Source organism: Mycobacterium sp. NPDC049093, assembly GCF_040704635.1.
GTDB lineage: Bacteria > Actinomycetota > Actinomycetes > Mycobacteriales > Mycobacteriaceae > Mycobacterium.
In genome coordinates this window covers 216,480-231,996 of the sequence record NZ_JBEZJS010000006.1, presented here as the reverse complement: position 1 = coordinate 231,996, position 15,517 = coordinate 216,480, and the positions used below count along the sequence as shown (strand labels likewise).

At 68.1% G+C, this 15,517-nt stretch carries 15 protein-coding genes and 1 pseudogene; 12 read left to right on the top strand and 4 right to left on the bottom strand.

Going from position 1 to position 15,517, the window contains the following annotated elements; all coding sequences use genetic code 11:
* Positions 1-6: 6 nt before the first annotated feature.
* Positions 7-618, bottom strand: coding sequence for an aa3-type cytochrome oxidase subunit III (ctaE, locus tag AB0876_RS24310; protein ID WP_003885537.1), 612 nt, complete (start codon positions 616-618; stop codon positions 7-9).
* 124 nt (positions 619-742) lie between these two features.
* Here ctaE and trpD point away from each other — a divergent pair, with 124 nt between their 5' ends.
* On the top strand, positions 743-1,837 hold the full coding sequence (gene trpD / locus AB0876_RS24305; RefSeq protein ID WP_491840584.1) for an anthranilate phosphoribosyltransferase: 1,095 nt from the start codon (positions 743-745) through the stop codon (positions 1,835-1,837).
* On the opposite strand, the pseudogene AB0876_RS24300 reads toward trpD, so the two are convergent.
* Positions 1,775-3,526, bottom strand: a pseudogene (locus AB0876_RS24300) (DEDD exonuclease domain-containing protein); the annotation flags it as partial. The gene trpD and the pseudogene AB0876_RS24300 overlap by 63 nt on opposite strands.
* Positions 3,527-3,720: 194 nt before the next feature.
* On the opposite strand from AB0876_RS24300, the gene AB0876_RS24295 reads away from it, so the two are divergent.
* From AB0876_RS24295 to pimB, 4 genes are all read left to right on the top strand, one after another.
* The gene (locus AB0876_RS24295; RefSeq protein ID WP_491840585.1) at positions 3,721-3,987 is read left to right on the top strand and encodes a hypothetical protein; all 267 of its coding nucleotides are present in this window, start codon (positions 3,721-3,723) and stop codon (positions 3,985-3,987) included.
* Positions 3,988-4,139: 152 nt separating this feature from the next.
* Positions 4,140-5,276: a peptidoglycan hydrolase RipC gene (ripC, locus tag AB0876_RS24290; RefSeq protein ID WP_526043128.1), complete on the top strand. Its 1,137-nt coding sequence runs from the start codon at positions 4,140-4,142 to the stop codon at positions 5,274-5,276.
* The gene (locus tag AB0876_RS24285) at positions 5,245-6,129 is read left to right on the top strand and encodes a peptidase (RefSeq protein ID WP_526043127.1); all 885 of its coding nucleotides are present in this window, start codon (positions 5,245-5,247) and stop codon (positions 6,127-6,129) included. Before ripC ends, AB0876_RS24285 begins: the two co-directional genes overlap by 32 nt.
* Before the next feature lie 39 nt (positions 6,130-6,168).
* Positions 6,169-7,302, top strand: coding sequence for a GDP-mannose-dependent alpha-(1-6)-phosphatidylinositol monomannoside mannosyltransferase (gene pimB / locus AB0876_RS24280; protein ID WP_526043126.1), 1,134 nt, complete (start codon positions 6,169-6,171; stop codon positions 7,300-7,302).
* 23 nt (positions 7,303-7,325) lie between these two features.
* Here the strand turns inward: pimB and AB0876_RS24275 are convergent, their stop codons facing one another.
* Entirely contained in the window at positions 7,326-9,122 is a 1,797-nt protein-coding gene (locus tag AB0876_RS24275; protein ID WP_526043280.1) for an AMP-dependent synthetase/ligase, read from the bottom strand.
* A gap of 106 nt (positions 9,123-9,228) precedes the next feature.
* Here AB0876_RS24275 and AB0876_RS24270 point away from each other — a divergent pair, with 106 nt between their 5' ends.
* The 5 genes from AB0876_RS24270 to AB0876_RS24250 all read left to right on the top strand — a co-directional run bounded on the left by AB0876_RS24270 (position 9,229) and on the right by AB0876_RS24250 (position 12,697).
* Entirely contained in the window at positions 9,229-9,618 is a 390-nt protein-coding gene (locus AB0876_RS24270) for a polyketide cyclase / dehydrase and lipid transport (RefSeq protein WP_055115060.1), read from the top strand.
* A 120-nt stretch (positions 9,619-9,738) separates the two neighbouring features.
* Positions 9,739-10,176, top strand: coding sequence for an SRPBCC family protein (locus AB0876_RS24265; RefSeq protein ID WP_064883117.1), 438 nt, complete (start codon positions 9,739-9,741; stop codon positions 10,174-10,176).
* Entirely contained in the window at positions 10,173-11,447 is a 1,275-nt protein-coding gene (locus tag AB0876_RS24260) for an ArsA family ATPase (RefSeq protein ID WP_491840589.1), read from the top strand. Before AB0876_RS24265 ends, AB0876_RS24260 begins: the two co-directional genes overlap by 4 nt.
* Positions 11,444-11,836, top strand: coding sequence for a hypothetical protein (locus AB0876_RS24255; RefSeq protein WP_526043125.1), 393 nt, complete (start codon positions 11,444-11,446; stop codon positions 11,834-11,836). Before AB0876_RS24260 ends, AB0876_RS24255 begins: the two co-directional genes overlap by 4 nt.
* Before the next feature lie 117 nt (positions 11,837-11,953).
* The gene (locus tag AB0876_RS24250) at positions 11,954-12,697 is read left to right on the top strand and encodes a lysophospholipid acyltransferase family protein (protein WP_491840591.1); all 744 of its coding nucleotides are present in this window, start codon (positions 11,954-11,956) and stop codon (positions 12,695-12,697) included.
* Here AB0876_RS24250 and AB0876_RS24245 read toward each other — a convergent pair.
* Positions 12,694-14,007: a glycosyltransferase 87 family protein gene (locus AB0876_RS24245; protein ID WP_526043124.1), complete on the bottom strand. Its 1,314-nt coding sequence runs from the start codon at positions 14,005-14,007 to the stop codon at positions 12,694-12,696. The two genes, AB0876_RS24250 and AB0876_RS24245, sit on opposite strands and share 4 nt — an antisense overlap.
* An 83-nt stretch (positions 14,008-14,090) precedes the next feature.
* On the opposite strand from AB0876_RS24245, the gene AB0876_RS24240 reads away from it, so the two are divergent.
* Both AB0876_RS24240 and AB0876_RS24235 read left to right on the top strand, forming a co-directional pair.
* Positions 14,091-14,978, top strand: a complete 888-nt coding sequence (locus AB0876_RS24240) for a hypothetical protein (protein WP_491840593.1) — start codon at positions 14,091-14,093, stop codon at positions 14,976-14,978.
* A complete protein-coding gene (locus AB0876_RS24235; protein ID WP_055115050.1) occupies positions 14,978-15,484 on the top strand; it encodes a polyadenylate-specific 3'-exoribonuclease AS in 507 nt (168 codons plus the stop codon). The genes AB0876_RS24240 and AB0876_RS24235 overlap by 1 nt, the downstream gene beginning before the upstream one ends.
* Positions 15,485-15,517: the final 33 nt, after the last annotated feature.

Genomic DNA, 15,517 nt, shown 5'->3' with positions numbered 1-15,517 from the left:
GGCCGATCAGCGGACGAAGTAGATGGTGGCGAACAGCGCAATCCAGACGATGTCGACGAAGTGCCAGTAGTACGAGACGACGATCGCCGCGGTGGCCTGCGCGGGCGTGAACTTACTCATCTTTGTGCGGGCCAGCAGCAAGATGAACGCAACAAGTCCGCCGATGACGTGCAGGCCGTGGAAACCGGTCGCGAGATAGAAGACCGATCCGTAGGCACTGCCCGGGATGGTGGTGCCGTGCTCGACCAGGTGGATGTACTCGTATCCCTGGCCCAGTACGAAGAACAGGCCCATCAGGAACGTGATCACATACCACCGGCGCAGCCCGAACACGTCGCCGCGCTCGGCGGCGAACACGCCCATCTGGCAGGTGAAGGATGACGCGATCAGAACCAGCGTCACCGGAACAGCAAGGGCCAAATTGAGTTCGGTCGGCTCGGGCGGCCAGTCGCCACCGGCTTGCGCGCGCGCGGTGAAATACATCGCGAAGAGTCCAGCAAAGAACATGAGTTCACTGGAAAGCCACACGATGGTGCCGACACTGACCATGTTCGGTCTGTTCAGCGAATGAACGCGCGACGTTATTGCCGTTCCCGAGGTACCTACAGCGCTCGTCACATCCGCAAGTATGACGCTTTGTAGTTGTCGAACTCCACCCGGGTCGAGCAATTGGTCGGATTCGTGTCGCGTTGGGTTCCCCGCGCCCCGGAGACGAGTCCCGCCCGGGCGATAGCATTCGGCGGTGGCTCCTGCATCTTCATCGCTATCCGCATCGTCGTCCGGCTCTGTGGCGGCACCGTCGTGGCCCCTCATTCTCGGGCGCCTGACCACCGAGCAGAGCCTGCCCAACGGTTATGCGGGTTGGGCCATGGACCAGATCATGACCGGAGTTGCGACGCCGGCTCAGATCGCCGGCTTCGCCGTGGCGATGAAGATGAAGCGACCGACCTCGGCGGAGGTCGGGGAGTTGGCCGACATCATGCTGTCGCACGCGCGTCGGGTACCGACGGATCGGATCGGTCACGAGACCGTCGACATCGTGGGGACCGGTGGCGACGGTGCCAACACGGTGAACCTGTCGACCATGGCGGCCATCGTGGTGGCGGCCTGTGGCGTTCCGGTGATCAAACATGGCAACCGGGCGGCGTCCTCGCTGTCGGGTGGCGCGGACACCCTGGAGGCCCTCGGGGTGCGGATCGACCTGGGCCCCGATGAGGTGGCGCGCAGTGTCGCGGAGGTGGGGATCGGGTTCGCCTTCGCGCCGCAGTTCCACCCGTCGTATCGGCACGCCTCGGTGGTGCGCCGGGAGATCGGGGTTCCCACGGTCTTCAATCTGCTTGGGCCGCTCACCAATCCGGCCGGGCCGCGGGCGGGGCTGATCGGCTGTGCCTTCGACGACCTGGCCGAGGTGATGGCCGGGGTCTACGCGGCCCGTGGTTCCAGCGTGCTGGTGGTGCACGGCGACGACGGTCTCGACGAGCTCACCACGACGACCACCAGCACCATCTGGCGCGTCCAGGCCGGGACGGTGGACCGGCTGAAGTTCGACCCGGCGGCCTTCGGATTCAAGCGCGCGGACATCAGGGAGTTGGTCGGCGGTGACGCCACGGCCAACGCCGCCGAGGCGCGGGCCGTGCTGGGCGGCGCCAAGGGCCCGGTGCGTGACGCGGTGGTGCTCAATGCGGCGGGCGCCATGGTCGCCCATGCCGGGCTAGCCAGCGACGCCAAGTGGGTGCCGGCGTGGGAGGCCGGTCTGGAGCGGGCCGTCGAGGCGATCGACTCGGGTGCGGCCGAACAACTGCTCGCGCGTTGGGTGCGGTTCAGCCTGCAGTTCTGAGTTCTGCTGCTGGGCCGCGGCCAGGCGGGCCGAGCGGGCGGTGGCGGCCCACGTCGCGTAGCGACCCGCCGCCCCGATCGGTGTCGCGTAGCCGGTGTCGGTCCGCACGATGCGGACCCCGGGTGCGGCCAGCCAGCGGGCGATGAGCGCGGTCTCCTCCACGAGCGCGCCACCCAAAGGTGTTGCGGTGGGCAGGATCACCTGCGCGGCAGCGCAGATCGCGTCGACCACCGGCATCGGCGGAACCCCGCGCCCGGCTGTGCCTGCCCCGGCCAGTTGGCCATGGCGGATCACCGCGAAATGCCAGCCACCGTGGCCGTCGGCGCGGGCGGCCACGAGTTCGGGGAGATCGGCCAGGGCGCGCAACCGCTGCCCCCGCCACAGCGCCTCGATGGCGACCGCGGCGTGATCGCGCAGCCGCGCCGCGGTCTCGTACCGCCGGGCTGTCGCGATCTCGCCGATATGGGTGAGCGTGGCCGCCAGCGCACTGTGGTCGGTGCCGTCGATCAGTGCGGTGGCACGTTGCACCGCCCCCGCGTACTGCGCGGCCCCGGTGTCCTGCGGTGCCGGGCACGGGGACAGCTCGACCTCGGGACAGCGGTGCACGGCTGCCGCGCCGAAGCGGGCCGTGCAGGTGCGCACCCCGGTGAACCGGGCCAGCAGCGCCGCCGATCCGATGGCGTCGGATCGGGCCGAGAACGGTCCGAAAGCGGTGCGGTGCCCCGGGTTTCGCACCGCCGACAGTCGTGGGAAGGCCTCGTCGGTGAGAACCACCCACCACCACCGCTGCGGGTACTTGGAGCGCCGGTTGTACGGCGGCGCGTGCGCTGCGAGCAATCGGAGCTCGCGGACCCCGGCCTCCAGATCGTGGGCGCATTCGACGTGGTCGACGGCGCGCGCCAGCGAGGCCATCTCCTTCATCCGGGTCCGCGGGTCGGCGCCGGTGAAGTACTGGCGGACCCGGCGGCGCAGATCGACTGCGGTGCCCACGTAGAGCACCTCGTCGGAGGGGCCGCGGAACAGGTACACGCCGGGACGGTTGGGCAGCCGGTCGGCCAGTGAGCGGTTGCGTCGCTGAGCCGGTGTGACGTCGGGCAGATAGTTCTTCAGGTCGGCGAAGGTGTGGATGCCCTGGTTGCCGACCCGCTCGATCAGCCCGTGCAGGACGTCGACGGTGGCACGGGCATCGTCGAGGGCGCGGTGGGTGGGTGTTGTGGACGCCCCGAACAGGCGGGCCAGGGCCGACAGTTTCACGCTCGGCGCCTCGTCGCGGGTGAGTACGCGGCGGGCGAGTTTGACCGTGCACAGCACCGGAGGCCGCGGCCAGCCGAGCTCCGCCCGTTGGGCTGCCGCCCGCAGGAAGCCGATGTCGAAGCCGGCGTTGTGGGCGACCAGCACCGCACCTCGGGAGAACTCCAGGAACGCGGGAAGTACCGACTCGATGCGCGGCGCATCGCGCACCATCGCCGTGGTGATCCCGGTGAGCTCGACGATCTGCGGTGGGATGGCCCGGCCGGGGTCGACGAGCGTCGCCAACTCGCCGATCACCTCGCCGCCGCGGATCTTGACCGCGCCGATCTCGGTGATGGCGTCGTAGCCGTCGCCCGGTGTCTTCGCGGTGGCCCGGCCCCCGGTGGTCTCCAGATCCACCACCACGAAGGTGGTGTCGGCAAGCGAGAGGGCGTCCATGGCGCCGTCCGAGCCAAAGCCGAAGGCCAGCTGCTCGGCATCGGCGATCTTGCGCTGGCCCATGCCGATGACGGTAGGCACTGCCCCCGACAATCTGAGGCCGGCTGTCCGCGTGTCGCGCCGGATCGGCGCGCCGCTACTTGTCGGTCCGTCCCGATAGCGTGCGCCCAACACCGATCGAGAGGACGGTCAAGATGAGCGGAGTACGCCAGGACAACTGGTTCTACGCCGACGAGCCCCACCCCCATGAGCCCGACACCGGCAGCGTGACCATCGACTGCGACGATTGCGCGGTACGCGGGCCCGGCTGCCAGGACTGCGTCGTCAGTGTTCTGCTCGGGGCTCCCGAAACTTTGCTGGATGACGAGCGTCAGGCACTGGAAGTGCTCGCTGACGTGGGCCTTGCGCCACGGCTGCGGCTCGTGCCCATTCACCGGAACGGCAGATCTGGCGTCGCCTGACGACACGCAGCGCTTCGTGCACAGGAAAATATTCCGGGTGAGCTGTTAAATTTGCAGCTTCTGTTGGACAAGGCCGATGCCGTTTCGTAACCTATCTGAGACCTAAGAGCAGTTCGAGGCGGCTCGCCATCGCCAGTTGTGAGGACAAAAACTTGAGGCACGAGCGCGCGCACCGGCCCACAAGTCGTTTCAAGCGACCCGTTGCAGGTGCAATAGCGAGCTTGACCTTGATATCCGGATTCTTGGCCGCGAGTTCGCAGGCCGATCCCGCCGACGATGCGATGGCAAAGCTCAATGAGTTGTCCCGGCAGGCCGAGCAGACCACCGAGGCCATGCACTCGGCGCAGCTCGACCTGAACAACAAGGTTGCCGCCCAAGAGACTGCGGAGCGTAAGCACGCCGAGGACACCGCGACGGTCGATGAGGCCAAGTCACAGCTGGCAACCTTTCAAACTTCGGTCAACAAGGTAGCTGCGGCCCAGTACATGGGCGGTCGCACCTCCGGCGTCGATGCCATCCTGACGGCCGGCTCACCGCAGCAGCTGATCGAGCAGCTCGCCGTGCAGCGGGTGATGGCGACCGAGATGTCGGCGCAGATGAAGAACTTCCGTTCGGTGGGCGAGAAGGCCGCTGTGGCCGAGCGTGAGTCGGCGAAATCGGCCGCCGACGCCAAGACCGCCGCCGAGCAGGCTGCCGCGGTGCGCGCCGAGCTGCAATCCAAGCAAAGCCAGCTGCAGGTGCAGATCGCGATCGTGAAGTCGCAGTACCAGGCCCTGAGCCCGGCCCAGCGGGAAGCGATGAACGCCCTGCCGCCGACCCCGCCGGTGCCTGCCCCCGAGGCGTTGCCGCCGGCGCAGGATCCCGCCGTGTTGGCCGACCCGCCGAACGGCATTCCGCCCGGTGACGTCGCCCCACCGGAAGGCGCACTCCCAGGTGGGGGCGACGGACATTCCGGCACCGTCATCCAGGCCGCGCTGAGCCGCATCGGCTCGCCGTACTCCTGGGGCGCGGCCGGTCCCAGCTCCTTCGACTGCTCCGGCCTGGTGATGTGGGCGTTCCAGCACGCCGGGATTTCCCTGCCGCATTCCAGCCAGGCCATGGCCCGCGGCGGTCAGCCCGTCTCGTCAGATTCGATGCAGCCCGGTGACGTGGTGACCTATTACTCCGACGCCTCCCACGTCGGCATCTACATCGGCGACGGAATGATGGTGCACGCGTCGACCTACGGCACCCCGGTGAGGGTCGCCCCGGTCAACAATGCGCCGATCTACAACGTTCGTCGTTACTGAGTCATCCGACAGCGGCTCTGATCTGAGCACCCGCAGGCGGCTGCTGGTCGCGGTATTGCTGGTGGAATTGGCGTTGGCGACCGCGCTGCTCTGGCGGTCCGCCTCACCCTCGCCGTCGCTGCCGGCTGCGCCGCCGCAAGTCACCTCGTCTCCTGCCGTCTCGGCACCGCCGGAGCCCGTCACCTCGATGGTGTTACCCGACGGGCGCACCGCCCTGCTGCTGGCCCTCGGCGGGCCGCAATCTTCGGCCCTGCTGGACCGTCTCGGCCCCGAACTCGGCGCGGCTGCCGCTGCGGTGACGGCGTTCTGGGGCCCGGACTGGCCGCGCGACATCGAGATCGCAGTCGCAGGCTCCGATGAACAGTTCCGGGTGCTGGCCGGCGGAGCCGCCGACATCGCCGCTACCACCACCAGGCAGCGGATCATGTTCGCCCCCGGGGCTGCCGGCATGAGCCCGGCTGCGTTACGAATCGTGTTGCGCCATGAACTTTTTCATTATGCGGCGCGCTCGCGGACCGCGGCCGACGCGCCCCGCTGGCTCACCGAGGGAGTGGCCGACTACGTCGGCAGGCCACCCGCGCCGGTCCCCGGTCCGTCCCGGGCCGGCGAGCTGGCCCAGTTGCCCACCGATGCCGATCTCGACACACCCGGCGCCGCCCGCAGTCTGGCCTACGACCGGGCATGGTGGTTCAGCCGTTATGTCGCCGATGCGTACGGCATCGGCACGCTGCGTGAGCTGTACCTGCGCGCCTGCGAACCCGGGCACCCGGATGTGGCCACTGCGCTCCGGGAAACCCTGGGCGCCGACCTCGATGCCGTAGTTGCCGGTTGGCACCGTTGGTTGACCGGATAGCCTGTCGCCGATGGACGGCAAACGGGCGGGGACAGCGCGATGACGCGGGTTTTGTTGGTCACCAACGACTTTCCACCGCGTCGCGGCGGGATCCAGTCATACCTGGAGGCCTTCGTCGGGGAGTTGATCCGAGACGGCTCGCACCAGCTCACGGTGTATGCGCCGAAGTGGAAGGGCAGCGCCGATTACGACGCGGCCGCCGGCTACCAGGTGGTGAGGCACCCGACCACGCTGATGATCCCGGAGCCGATGGTGGCGACGCGCATGCAGAGGTTGATCGCCGAGCACGACATCGAGACGGTGTGGTTCGGGGCGGCCGCCCCGTTGGCGCTGCTGGGCCCGCTGGCCCGACGCGCCGGAGCCACCCGCGTGGTGGCCAGCACCCACGGCCACGAGGTCGGCTGGTCGATGCTGCCGGTGGCGCGGAGCGCCCTGCGCCGCATCGGAGATGACGCCGACGTCGTGACGTTCATCAGTCGCTACACCCGCGGCAGGTTCGCCTCGGCGTTCGGTCCCCACGCGGCGTTGGAACGTCTGTCGCCCGGCGTCGACACCGACCGATTCGTGCCCGACCCGGTGGCCCGGGCCGAGCTGCGCGCACGGTACGGGCTGGGACAGCGCCCGGTGGTGGTCTGCCTGTCCCGCCTGGTGCCGCGCAAGGGCCAGGACATGCTCGTCCGCGCCTGGCCCGCGATCCGGCGTCGCATCCCCGACGCGGCCCTGGTCATCGTCGGTGGGGGACCGTATCTGCCGACCCTCAAGCAACTCGTGCACACGCACGATGCGGCCGCCGACGTCGTTTTCACCGGTGCGGTGCCGGGTGCGGAGCTGCCCGCGCACCACGCGATGGCCGACGTCTTCGCCATGCCGTGCCGTACTCGTGGAGCGGGGCTGGACGTCGAGGGACTCGGCATCGTCTACCTGGAGGCCTCGGCCTGCGGCGTGCCGGTGGTCGCCGGAACCTCCGGCGGGGCACCGGAAACAGTGCTGGACGGTCAGACCGGCACCGTCGTGGACGGCACCGACGTGGCCGCGGTGGCGACGGCAGTGGGCGATCTACTGGCCGATCCGGGCCGCGCCGCCGCGATGGGTGTGGCGGGGCGGCACTGGGCCGTCGACAACTGGCAGTGGCGCTCGCAGGGCGCCCGGCTGACCGGGTTGCTGTCGGGCTGAACCCGGTTCAGCCGTAGCCGGCCTCAGCCGTACAGCGCCGCGATGTCGGTGGCGAACTTCTCGGCCACCACCTTGCGCTTGACCTTCAGCGTCGGGGTCAGCTCGCCGGTGTCCTCGGTGAAGTCGACGGGCAGGATCCGGAACTTGCGGATCGACTCGGCATGCGACACCGCCTGATTGGCGTCCTTGACCGCCAGGTCGATCTCGGCCAGCAGGTCCGGGTCGTCGGCGAGATCGCCGACCGAGGCGCCGGTGTCCTTGCCGTTGCGCTGCTTCCAACCCGGGAATGCCTCAGGGTCGATGGTGATGAGTGCGGCGATGAACGGCTGTTGATCGCCGACGGCCATGGCCTGGCTGATCAACGGATGGGCCCGCAGCCGGTCCTCGAGCAGCGCGGGGGCGACGTTCTTGCCGCCGGCGGTGACGATGATTTCCTTCTTGCGCCCGACGATGGTCAGGAAACCGTCGTCATCGATGGCGCCGAGGTCGCCGGTGTGGAACCAGCCGTCAGAGAACACCGCGTTGGTCTCGGACTCGTTGCCCCAGTAACCGCTGAACACCACGCCGCCCTTGACCAGCAGCTCACCGTCCTCGGCGATACGCATGCTGTTTCCGGGCATCAGCTTGCCGACCGAGCCGACCTTGAGGTCGTTGACCCGGTTCACGGTGATGGCCGCGCTGGTCTCGGTGAGGCCGTAGCCCTCGTAGATGCTCAGGCCCACACCGCGATAGAAGTGGCCCAGCCGGGCACCCAGCGGTGCGCCACCGGAGATGGCCGCCCGGCATTCACCGCCGAGGGCTGCCCGCAGCTTGCCGTAGACCAGCTTGTCGAACAGGGCGTGCTTGGCGCGCAGCAGCAGACCGGCGCCCCCGGTGTCCTGCGCCTTACTCCACTCGATCGCGGTATCGGCTGCGATCAAGAAGATCTTGCCCTTGCCGTCGTTGCGGGCGTTCTGCTCGGCGGTGTTGTAGACCTTCTCGAACACGCGGGGCACCGAGACCACGAGCGTCGGCTTGAACACGCCGAAGGTCGGGACCAGGTTCTTGATGTCGCTGGTGAAGCCGAGGGTGACCTTGTTGGTGAAGGCCGCGATGGTGATGGCCCGGGCCAGCACGTGGGCCAGCGGCAGGAACACGAGCATCCGCTCGCCCGGGGCCAGCTCGGTGGGGAAGCACGCCTTGGCTCCCCGGATCTCGTAGAGCAGGTTCGAGTGGGTCAGCTGGCAACCCTTGGGCTGGCCCGTGGTTCCCGACGTGTAGATCAGGGTGGCCGGATCGGCCGAGCGGATGCCGGCCAGGCGCTTGTCGAGTTCGGCGGGGTCGGCCGACTTACCGGCCTCGGCCATGGCCTCCAGCGCGGGGGTGCCGGTGCCGTCGATCCGCAGCACCTTGCGCAGCTCGGGCAGCTGGCCGCGGAGTTGTTCGACAGTCTGCGCGTGCCCGTCGGTCTCGGCGAAGATGATCTTCGCCGCAGAGTTGTCCAGGACGAACCGCACCTGCTCGGCCGAGGAGGTCTCGTAGATCGGCACGGTGACCGCGCCGACCGACAGGATCGCGAAGTCGATGATCGGCCACTCGTAACGGGTGGCCGAGATGATCGCCACGCGGTCGCCGGGCTGGATTCCCTCGGCGATCAGCCCCAGGGCGACCGAACGAATCTGGTCGGCCGCTTCGGCGCAGGTCACGTCGGTCCAGGCCCCGTCGACCAGGCGCCGGAAGATGACGTGGTCAGGGCTGTCGGCCGCGTGCGCGGATACCGAGCTGACGACGCTGTCGTGCTCGTCGACGGCAAAGGACGCGGGCACGTTGTACTCCCGCATTGACTCACGCACGATCTTGCCCTCCAGGCTTGTGATGGTGGCTTTGCGCGTCAGCCTAGTCGGCCGCGGTAGGCAGGTGATCGCGCATATGTGAAGCTTGTCCGCGATGAACAGCATTCAGATCGCCGACGAGACATTCGTCTGCGCCGATCCGGTCGCCGTGGGCGCCGCGGTTGCCGACCCCGCCAGCTGGCGGCGGTGGTGGCCCGACCTGGTGCTCAAGGTCGTCGAGGACCGCGCCGAGAAGGGCCATCGCTGGAATGTGACCGGTGCGTTGACCGGCACCATGGAGGTCTGGCTGGAGGAGGTGATGGACGGTGTGGTGCTGCATTACTTCCTGCACGCCGAACCGTCCGGTGCCACGGCAAAGCAGTTGGCCGACATGGATCTGGCAAAGATGAACCACCAGCGGCGCGTGGCGGGCAAGGCGATGTCCTTCGGGATCAAGCAGCGGTTGGAGTCGGCGCGCCCGGTCGGGGTGTCCCGACTGGCCTGACGTCTGGCGCGTTTGACCGGGTCTATCTGCGGGAGGGTAGATTTCTCGGCGAGAGCCAGAGCACCCCCGCGGGGCGGGGGAAGTAGGGGAACCCCGCGTGCGGGGAGATAGGGCGATGCGGTGGCCGACAAGACGACACAGACCATCTACATCGACGCCGATCCGGTGACGGTGATGGACGTCATCGCCGATATCGGCTCGTATCCGCAATGGGTCGCCGAGTACAAGGAAGCCGAGGTCCTGGAGACCGACGCACAGGGCAACCCCAAGACGGCCAGATTGGTGCTCGACGCCGCGGTGCTCAAGGACACGATGGTGCTGGCCTACGTGTGGCCTGCTGATCGCACCTCGGTGACCTGGTCCTTGGTGTCCAGTTCGTTGCTGCGGTCGCTCGAGGGGGCATACCGCTTGGCGCCCAAGGGATCCGGCACGGAGGTCACCTACGAGTTGTCGGTCGACCTCATCATCCCGATGATCGGGTTGCTCAAGCGCAAGGCTGAGCGCAGGCTCACCGACACGGCTCTGAAGGACCTCAAGAAACGAGCCGAGGCTGAGTGACTTCGCCGGATGGGAGCACACCTTCTCCTGCGAGGATCAGCCTTTTCGTCGGCAAGGGCGGCGTAGGTAAGTCGACGCTGGCGACCGCCACCGCGGTGCGCGACGCCGCTGCCGGCCGGCGGGTGCTGATCGTGTCCACCGATCAGGCGCATTCCACCGGCGATGTCCTCGGGATCGCGCTGGCTCCAACCGGGCAGCGGGCGCCCACCCGCGTGCTCAGTGATCTCGACACGGAACTGACCGGCACGGGCGGGGTCCTGGATGCCCTCGCGTTGGACACGCTGGCCCTGCTGGGTGCGCGGTGGGTCTCCACGGCCGGCCCGTTGGCAGCCCGGTTCCCCGAGTCGGATCTGGGAGACGTTGCCCCAGAAGAACTTTCGGCGCTTCCGGGGATCCAGGAAGTGCTCGGTCTGCACGAGGTGGGTGAGCTCGCCGATTCCGGTCGCTGGGATCACGTCGTGGTGGACTGCGCCTCGACCGCCGATGCGCTGAGAATGCTGACGCTGCCGGAGACCTTCGGTCTGTATCTGGAGCGGGCCTGGCCCCGGCACCGCAGACTGTCGGGCTCACCGGATGCGGTCAGTGCGGCCATCGTCGCGCTGATCGAACAGGTGGATGCCGGTATCCGCCGGCTCGGCACCTTGCTGACCGACGGCTCACGGGTGAGCGCGCATCTGGTGCTCACGCCGGAGCGGGTGGTGGCCGCCGAGGCCTCGCGGACCCTGGGATCGCTTGCCCTGATGGGCGTCGAGGTGGGCGAGATCATCGTCAATCAGATTTTGGTACAAGATGATTCGTTCGAGTATCAGAACCTGCCGGCGCACCCCGCCTTCGACTGGTACAGCGAGCGGATCGCCGAGCAGCAGACCGTGCTCGACGAACTCGACGCCACGATCGGAGACGTGCAGCTGGTGCTCGTACCGCACGTGCCGGGCGAACCGATCGGTCCCAAGGCGCTGGGGGAGCTGATCGACAGTGCCCGGCGGCGCGACGGATCGCCGCCGCCGGGACCGCTGCGGCCCATCGTCGATCGGGAGTCGGGGTCTGGACTCGAAGCGGTGTACCGATTGCGGCTAGAGTTGCCGCAGATCGATTCGGCCGGCCTCACGCTGGGCCGCGTCGATGACGACTTGATCATCGGCGTCGCAGGCATGCGCCGCCGCGTGCGGTTGGCCTCGGTCCTGCGTCGGTGCATCGTGACGGATGCCCAACTGCGCGGTGGCGAGCTGACCGTACGTTTTCGTCCGAACCCGGAGGTGTGGCCGGCATGACGGGGTCTCATCCCGAGCTGGGTTCGGAGCTGCGGCAATTGGCGCAGGAAATCCTCGACCGGCTGGATCCGGCGGTGCGGTTGGCGGCGGCCAACTTCGCGGCGTCGGCCGACAGCGCGCCGGGCAAGTGCCAGCAGGTGTGGTGCCCGGTGTGTGCGCTCGCGGCGGTCGTCAACGGTGAGCAGCATCCGCTCCTGTCGGTCGTCGCCGAGCACAGCGTGGCTCTGCTGACGGTGATCCGAGCGGTCCTGGACGACGACGGGGATAGCGGTCCCGAGGGAGGTAGCCCGTCACCCGACGGGGGACCGGACGCACCGTCGCCCGACGATTATCCGCCTCCGCCCCCTCCTGGTCGCTACCAGCACATCCCGGTCACCTTCGAAGACTGAGCGGGCTGAGGCGCGGCTGAGACACAGCGGGCATTCAGGCCTTGATGTGGTAGCCACAACATGGCCTGGGTACAGTTGTCGCAGAGCATTGCGCGGTGCGCACAAGGTGGAGGGTCCATGTGGTATTGGCTGTTCAAGTACATCCTGTTGGGCCCCTTGCTGGCCGTCCTCGGTCGGCCGAAAATCACTGGGCTGGAACATGTTCCGACCGACGGTCCGGCCATCCTGGCCAGTAACCACCTGGCGGTGATGGACAGCTTCTACCTGCCGCTGGTGGTCAGCCGCCGCATCACGTTCCTGGCCAAGCAGGAGTACTTCACCGGCACCGGGATCAAAGGCCGGTTCCTGGCCTGGTTCTACACCGTCGTCGGCCAGGTGCCGATCGACCGCACCGACGCGGATTCGGCGCAGGCCGCCCTGACCACCGGCGCGCGGATCCTCGGCGAGGGCAAGCTGCTCGGCATGTATCCCGAAGGCACCCGCTCACCCGATGGTCGCCTGTACAAGGGCAAGACCGGACTGGCCAGGCTGGCCCTTGAGACCGGGGTCCCGGTGATCCCCGTGGCGATGGTCGGCACCGACGTGGTCAACCCGCCGGGATCGAAGGGGCTGCGGTTCGGCCGGGTCGAGGTCAGGTTCGGCAAGCCCATGGACTTCAGCCGGTTCGACGGCCTGGCCGGCAACCGCTTCATCGAGCGCGCCGTGATCGACGAGGTCATGTACGACCTGATGGACCTCTCCGGTCAGGAGTATGTCGACATCTACGCCGCCGCCATCAAGGAGAGCGCGCAGCAGACCAACGGTCAACCGGTCGACACCACCAAGCCGGCGTCGCGCCTTCCGCACGCCGCGGCGGGTTAGGCCGCTTCGCCCCCGGTCAACCGGACCAGTGGGGCGGCGGGCTCAGCGGTGGTCTGACCCGCCCGCGCGGCGGACACGAACCCGATGACCGCGATGACCGCGAGCGCCCACCACAGGTAGGCGTCACCGGCCAGCTGCCGCATCAGCGACGCGGCGGTCTCCTGGTGGGGGGTCAACAGTGCGATGGGCGTCCACACCATCAGGGCGAGTCCGATCAGCGTCACCAGGGCCAGCGACAGCGCGGCCAGGGAAGTCTTGCGCATCCGGTAGGCGAGCACGCCGGTCACCAACAGGGTCGGCAGAGTCCAGACCCAATGATGTGACCACGACACCGGTGACACCACCAGTCCGAACATGGCCACGCAGATCAGTGCGAGCACCGGGCCCTCATCGGCGCCTGAGCGGAGGATCCGTCGGGCCGCCCACACCGTCAGTGCCAGCACGGCGAAGCAGGCCACGACCCACAAGGCGAACCGCGGTCCCTCGGACAGGCCGAGGCGGGCCAGCGTGCCTGCGATGTTCTGGTTGGTGTTGAGAGTGGCCGTACCGATCCGGTCGGTGTTGCGCACCGTCTCGGTCCAGTATTCGATCGAGTCCGTCCAGGCCAGGACAAACCCGGCCAGCGTCGCCACCACCGCGGCCGCGGCGGTCCGCAGCAGCGTGCGGATGTCGCGGCGCAACAGGAAGTACAGCAGGAACACCGCGGGGGTGAGTTTGAGCGCGATCGCCAAACCCAGCAGCACGCCGCGCGGCCACGGCGTGCGGCGCGGAACGCAGTCGGCGACTACGAGCGTCATCAGCACCACGTTGATCTGCCCGAACTCGAAGTTCGACCGGATCGGTTCCAGCCAGATGACCGCGGGCGCTACGAGGGCGGCGGCCAGCCAGCAGCGCCGCAGCCAGGCCGGCTCGGAGGTGACGGTCGTGTCGGGCCAGACGTTCAGCCGGGTCAGCACGATCACCATCGAGACGATCAGCAGCACCAGTGTGGTGGCCGTGATCGCCACGCTCGCCGCCGGTAACGAGAGCCAGGCGAACGGGGCGAACATGATCGCCGCGAGCGGGGGATAGGTGAACGGCAGGTCGAGACCGCCCTGCGTGTGGAAAATGGCGCCGTCGGCGTACAGCGGCTGGTTGTCCAGCCACGCCCGCCCGCCCATCCGATATACGTCGATGTCGATGCGATAGGGCACGTGCCCCAGAAGCTTCCAGCCGACCAGGATCAACCCGGCCGCTGTGAGCAACTGGAAAAGCCGCCACCCGATCGTCGGTGCCCAACCAGCCCCGCCGGGCGACTGCCGCTTACTCATGTCCTCAACAGACTATCGGGGGCAACTCGCAGAGGGCGCATCCGCACTCGCGACGCGCGCAGGTCGGCGTAAGTTCTCTGTCCGTGCACGCGACCGTCCACCTCGATTTCCTCACCCGCGATCGCCTGCCGCTGCTGTGCTGCCTGGTGGCGTTCATTCTCACGTTCTTCGTGACCCGCATCGTGGTGCGTTACATCCGCCGCAATGCCGGCAGCGAACGGCCGCCCAGGTGGTGGCAGCCCCGCAACATGGGACACGGTTCCGTACACATCCACCACATGGTGATCGGTGTGGTGCTGGTGCTCGTGTCGGGCGTGACGATGGTGACGCTCGCGGTCAACGGCGGTGTACCGGAGTTCACGGTGGCTGCGGTGTTCTTCGGAATCGGCGCGGCCCTGGTGCTCGACGAGTTCGCGCTGATCCTGCATCTGTCGGACGTGTACTGGGCCGAGGACGGCCGGACGTCGGTGGATGCGGTGTTCGCCGCGGTCGCGGTGGCGGGGTTGTTGATCCTGGGTTTCAATCCGCTGTCATTCTTTGATATCGGTATCTGGCGCGAGGACCAGTCGGCGGCCATGCGCGCGCTCGTGGTCGGGGTGGCGGTGCTGACCCTGCTGCTGGCGGTGGTGGTTCTGCTCAAAGGCAAGGTGTGGACTGGATTGGTGGGCATGTTCATTACCCCGTTGTTGTTCGTCGGGGCGGTTCGGCTGTCGCGGCCGCATGCTCCGTGGGCGCGCTGGCGCTACACCGGCCATCCGCGCAAGATGCACCGTGCACTGGAGCGGGAGCGCTGGCTGCGCCGGCCCGTGGTGCAGGCCAAACTGTGGTTGCAGGACGCGATCACCGGGATGCCGAAGTTCCCCGACGACGCCACTGTCGATGCGCAACTGGATCGCGAGATCCACGCGGCCCCCGCACCGGTGTCGACGGCGGCGGCGAAGACGGACGAGCGGGCAGGACGGATTGGTTGATGCGCTACTTCTACGACACCGAGTTCATCGACGACGGTCACACCATCGACCTGATCTCGATCGGCGTGGCCGCCGAGGACGGACGCGAGTACTACGCGATCTCGACGGAATTCAATCCGGACCGGGCCGGTCGGTGGGTGCGCAAACACGTACTGCCCAAGCTGCCGTCGCCGTCGTCGAAGCTGTGGCGGTCCCGGCGGCAGATCCGGTCGGAGCTGGAGGATTTCTTCGACATCGACGGTGACGAACCGATCGAGCTGTGGGCCTGGGTGGGCGCCTATGACCACGTGGTGCTATGTCAGCTGTGGGGGCCGATGACCGACCTGCCTCCGGCGATGCCGCGGTTCACCCGCGAGCTGCGCCAGTTCTGGGAGGAGCGCGGTTCGCCGCGGATGCCGGCGCGACCGACCGATGCGCACGATGCGCTCGTCGACGCACGGCACAATCTGCACCGGTTCCAGCTGATGACGGGTGAGGGGCTCAGGCCGGCGCGGCAACCCGGGTGACAAAGCCCTGAAAACGGCCGTTCACCGGCGGCT

Excerpts from the sequence above, each read along its gene's own strand:
- AB0876_RS24245 (WP_526043124.1), bottom strand. The coding sequence starts at position 14,007 with ATGAGTAAGCGGCAGTCGCCCGGCGGGGCTGGTTGGGCACCGACGATC.
- AB0876_RS24270 (WP_055115060.1), top strand. The coding sequence starts at position 9,229 with ATGAACAGCATTCAGATCGCCGACGAGACATTCGTCTGCGCCGATCCG.
- AB0876_RS24250 (WP_491840591.1), top strand. The coding sequence starts at position 11,954 with ATGTGGTATTGGCTGTTCAAGTACATCCTGTTGGGCCCCTTGCTGGCC.
- AB0876_RS24255 (WP_526043125.1), top strand. The coding sequence starts at position 11,444 with ATGACGGGGTCTCATCCCGAGCTGGGTTCGGAGCTGCGGCAATTGGCG.
- AB0876_RS24275 (WP_526043280.1), bottom strand. The coding sequence starts at position 9,122 with ATGCGGGAGTACAACGTGCCCGCGTCCTTTGCCGTCGACGAGCACGAC.
- AB0876_RS24285 (WP_526043127.1), top strand. The coding sequence starts at position 5,245 with ATGCGCCGATCTACAACGTTCGTCGTTACTGAGTCATCCGACAGCGGC.
- pimB (WP_526043126.1), top strand. The coding sequence starts at position 6,169 with ATGACGCGGGTTTTGTTGGTCACCAACGACTTTCCACCGCGTCGCGGC.
- AB0876_RS24295 (WP_491840585.1), top strand. The coding sequence starts at position 3,721 with ATGAGCGGAGTACGCCAGGACAACTGGTTCTACGCCGACGAGCCCCAC.
- AB0876_RS24235 (WP_055115050.1), top strand. The coding sequence starts at position 14,978 with ATGCGCTACTTCTACGACACCGAGTTCATCGACGACGGTCACACCATC.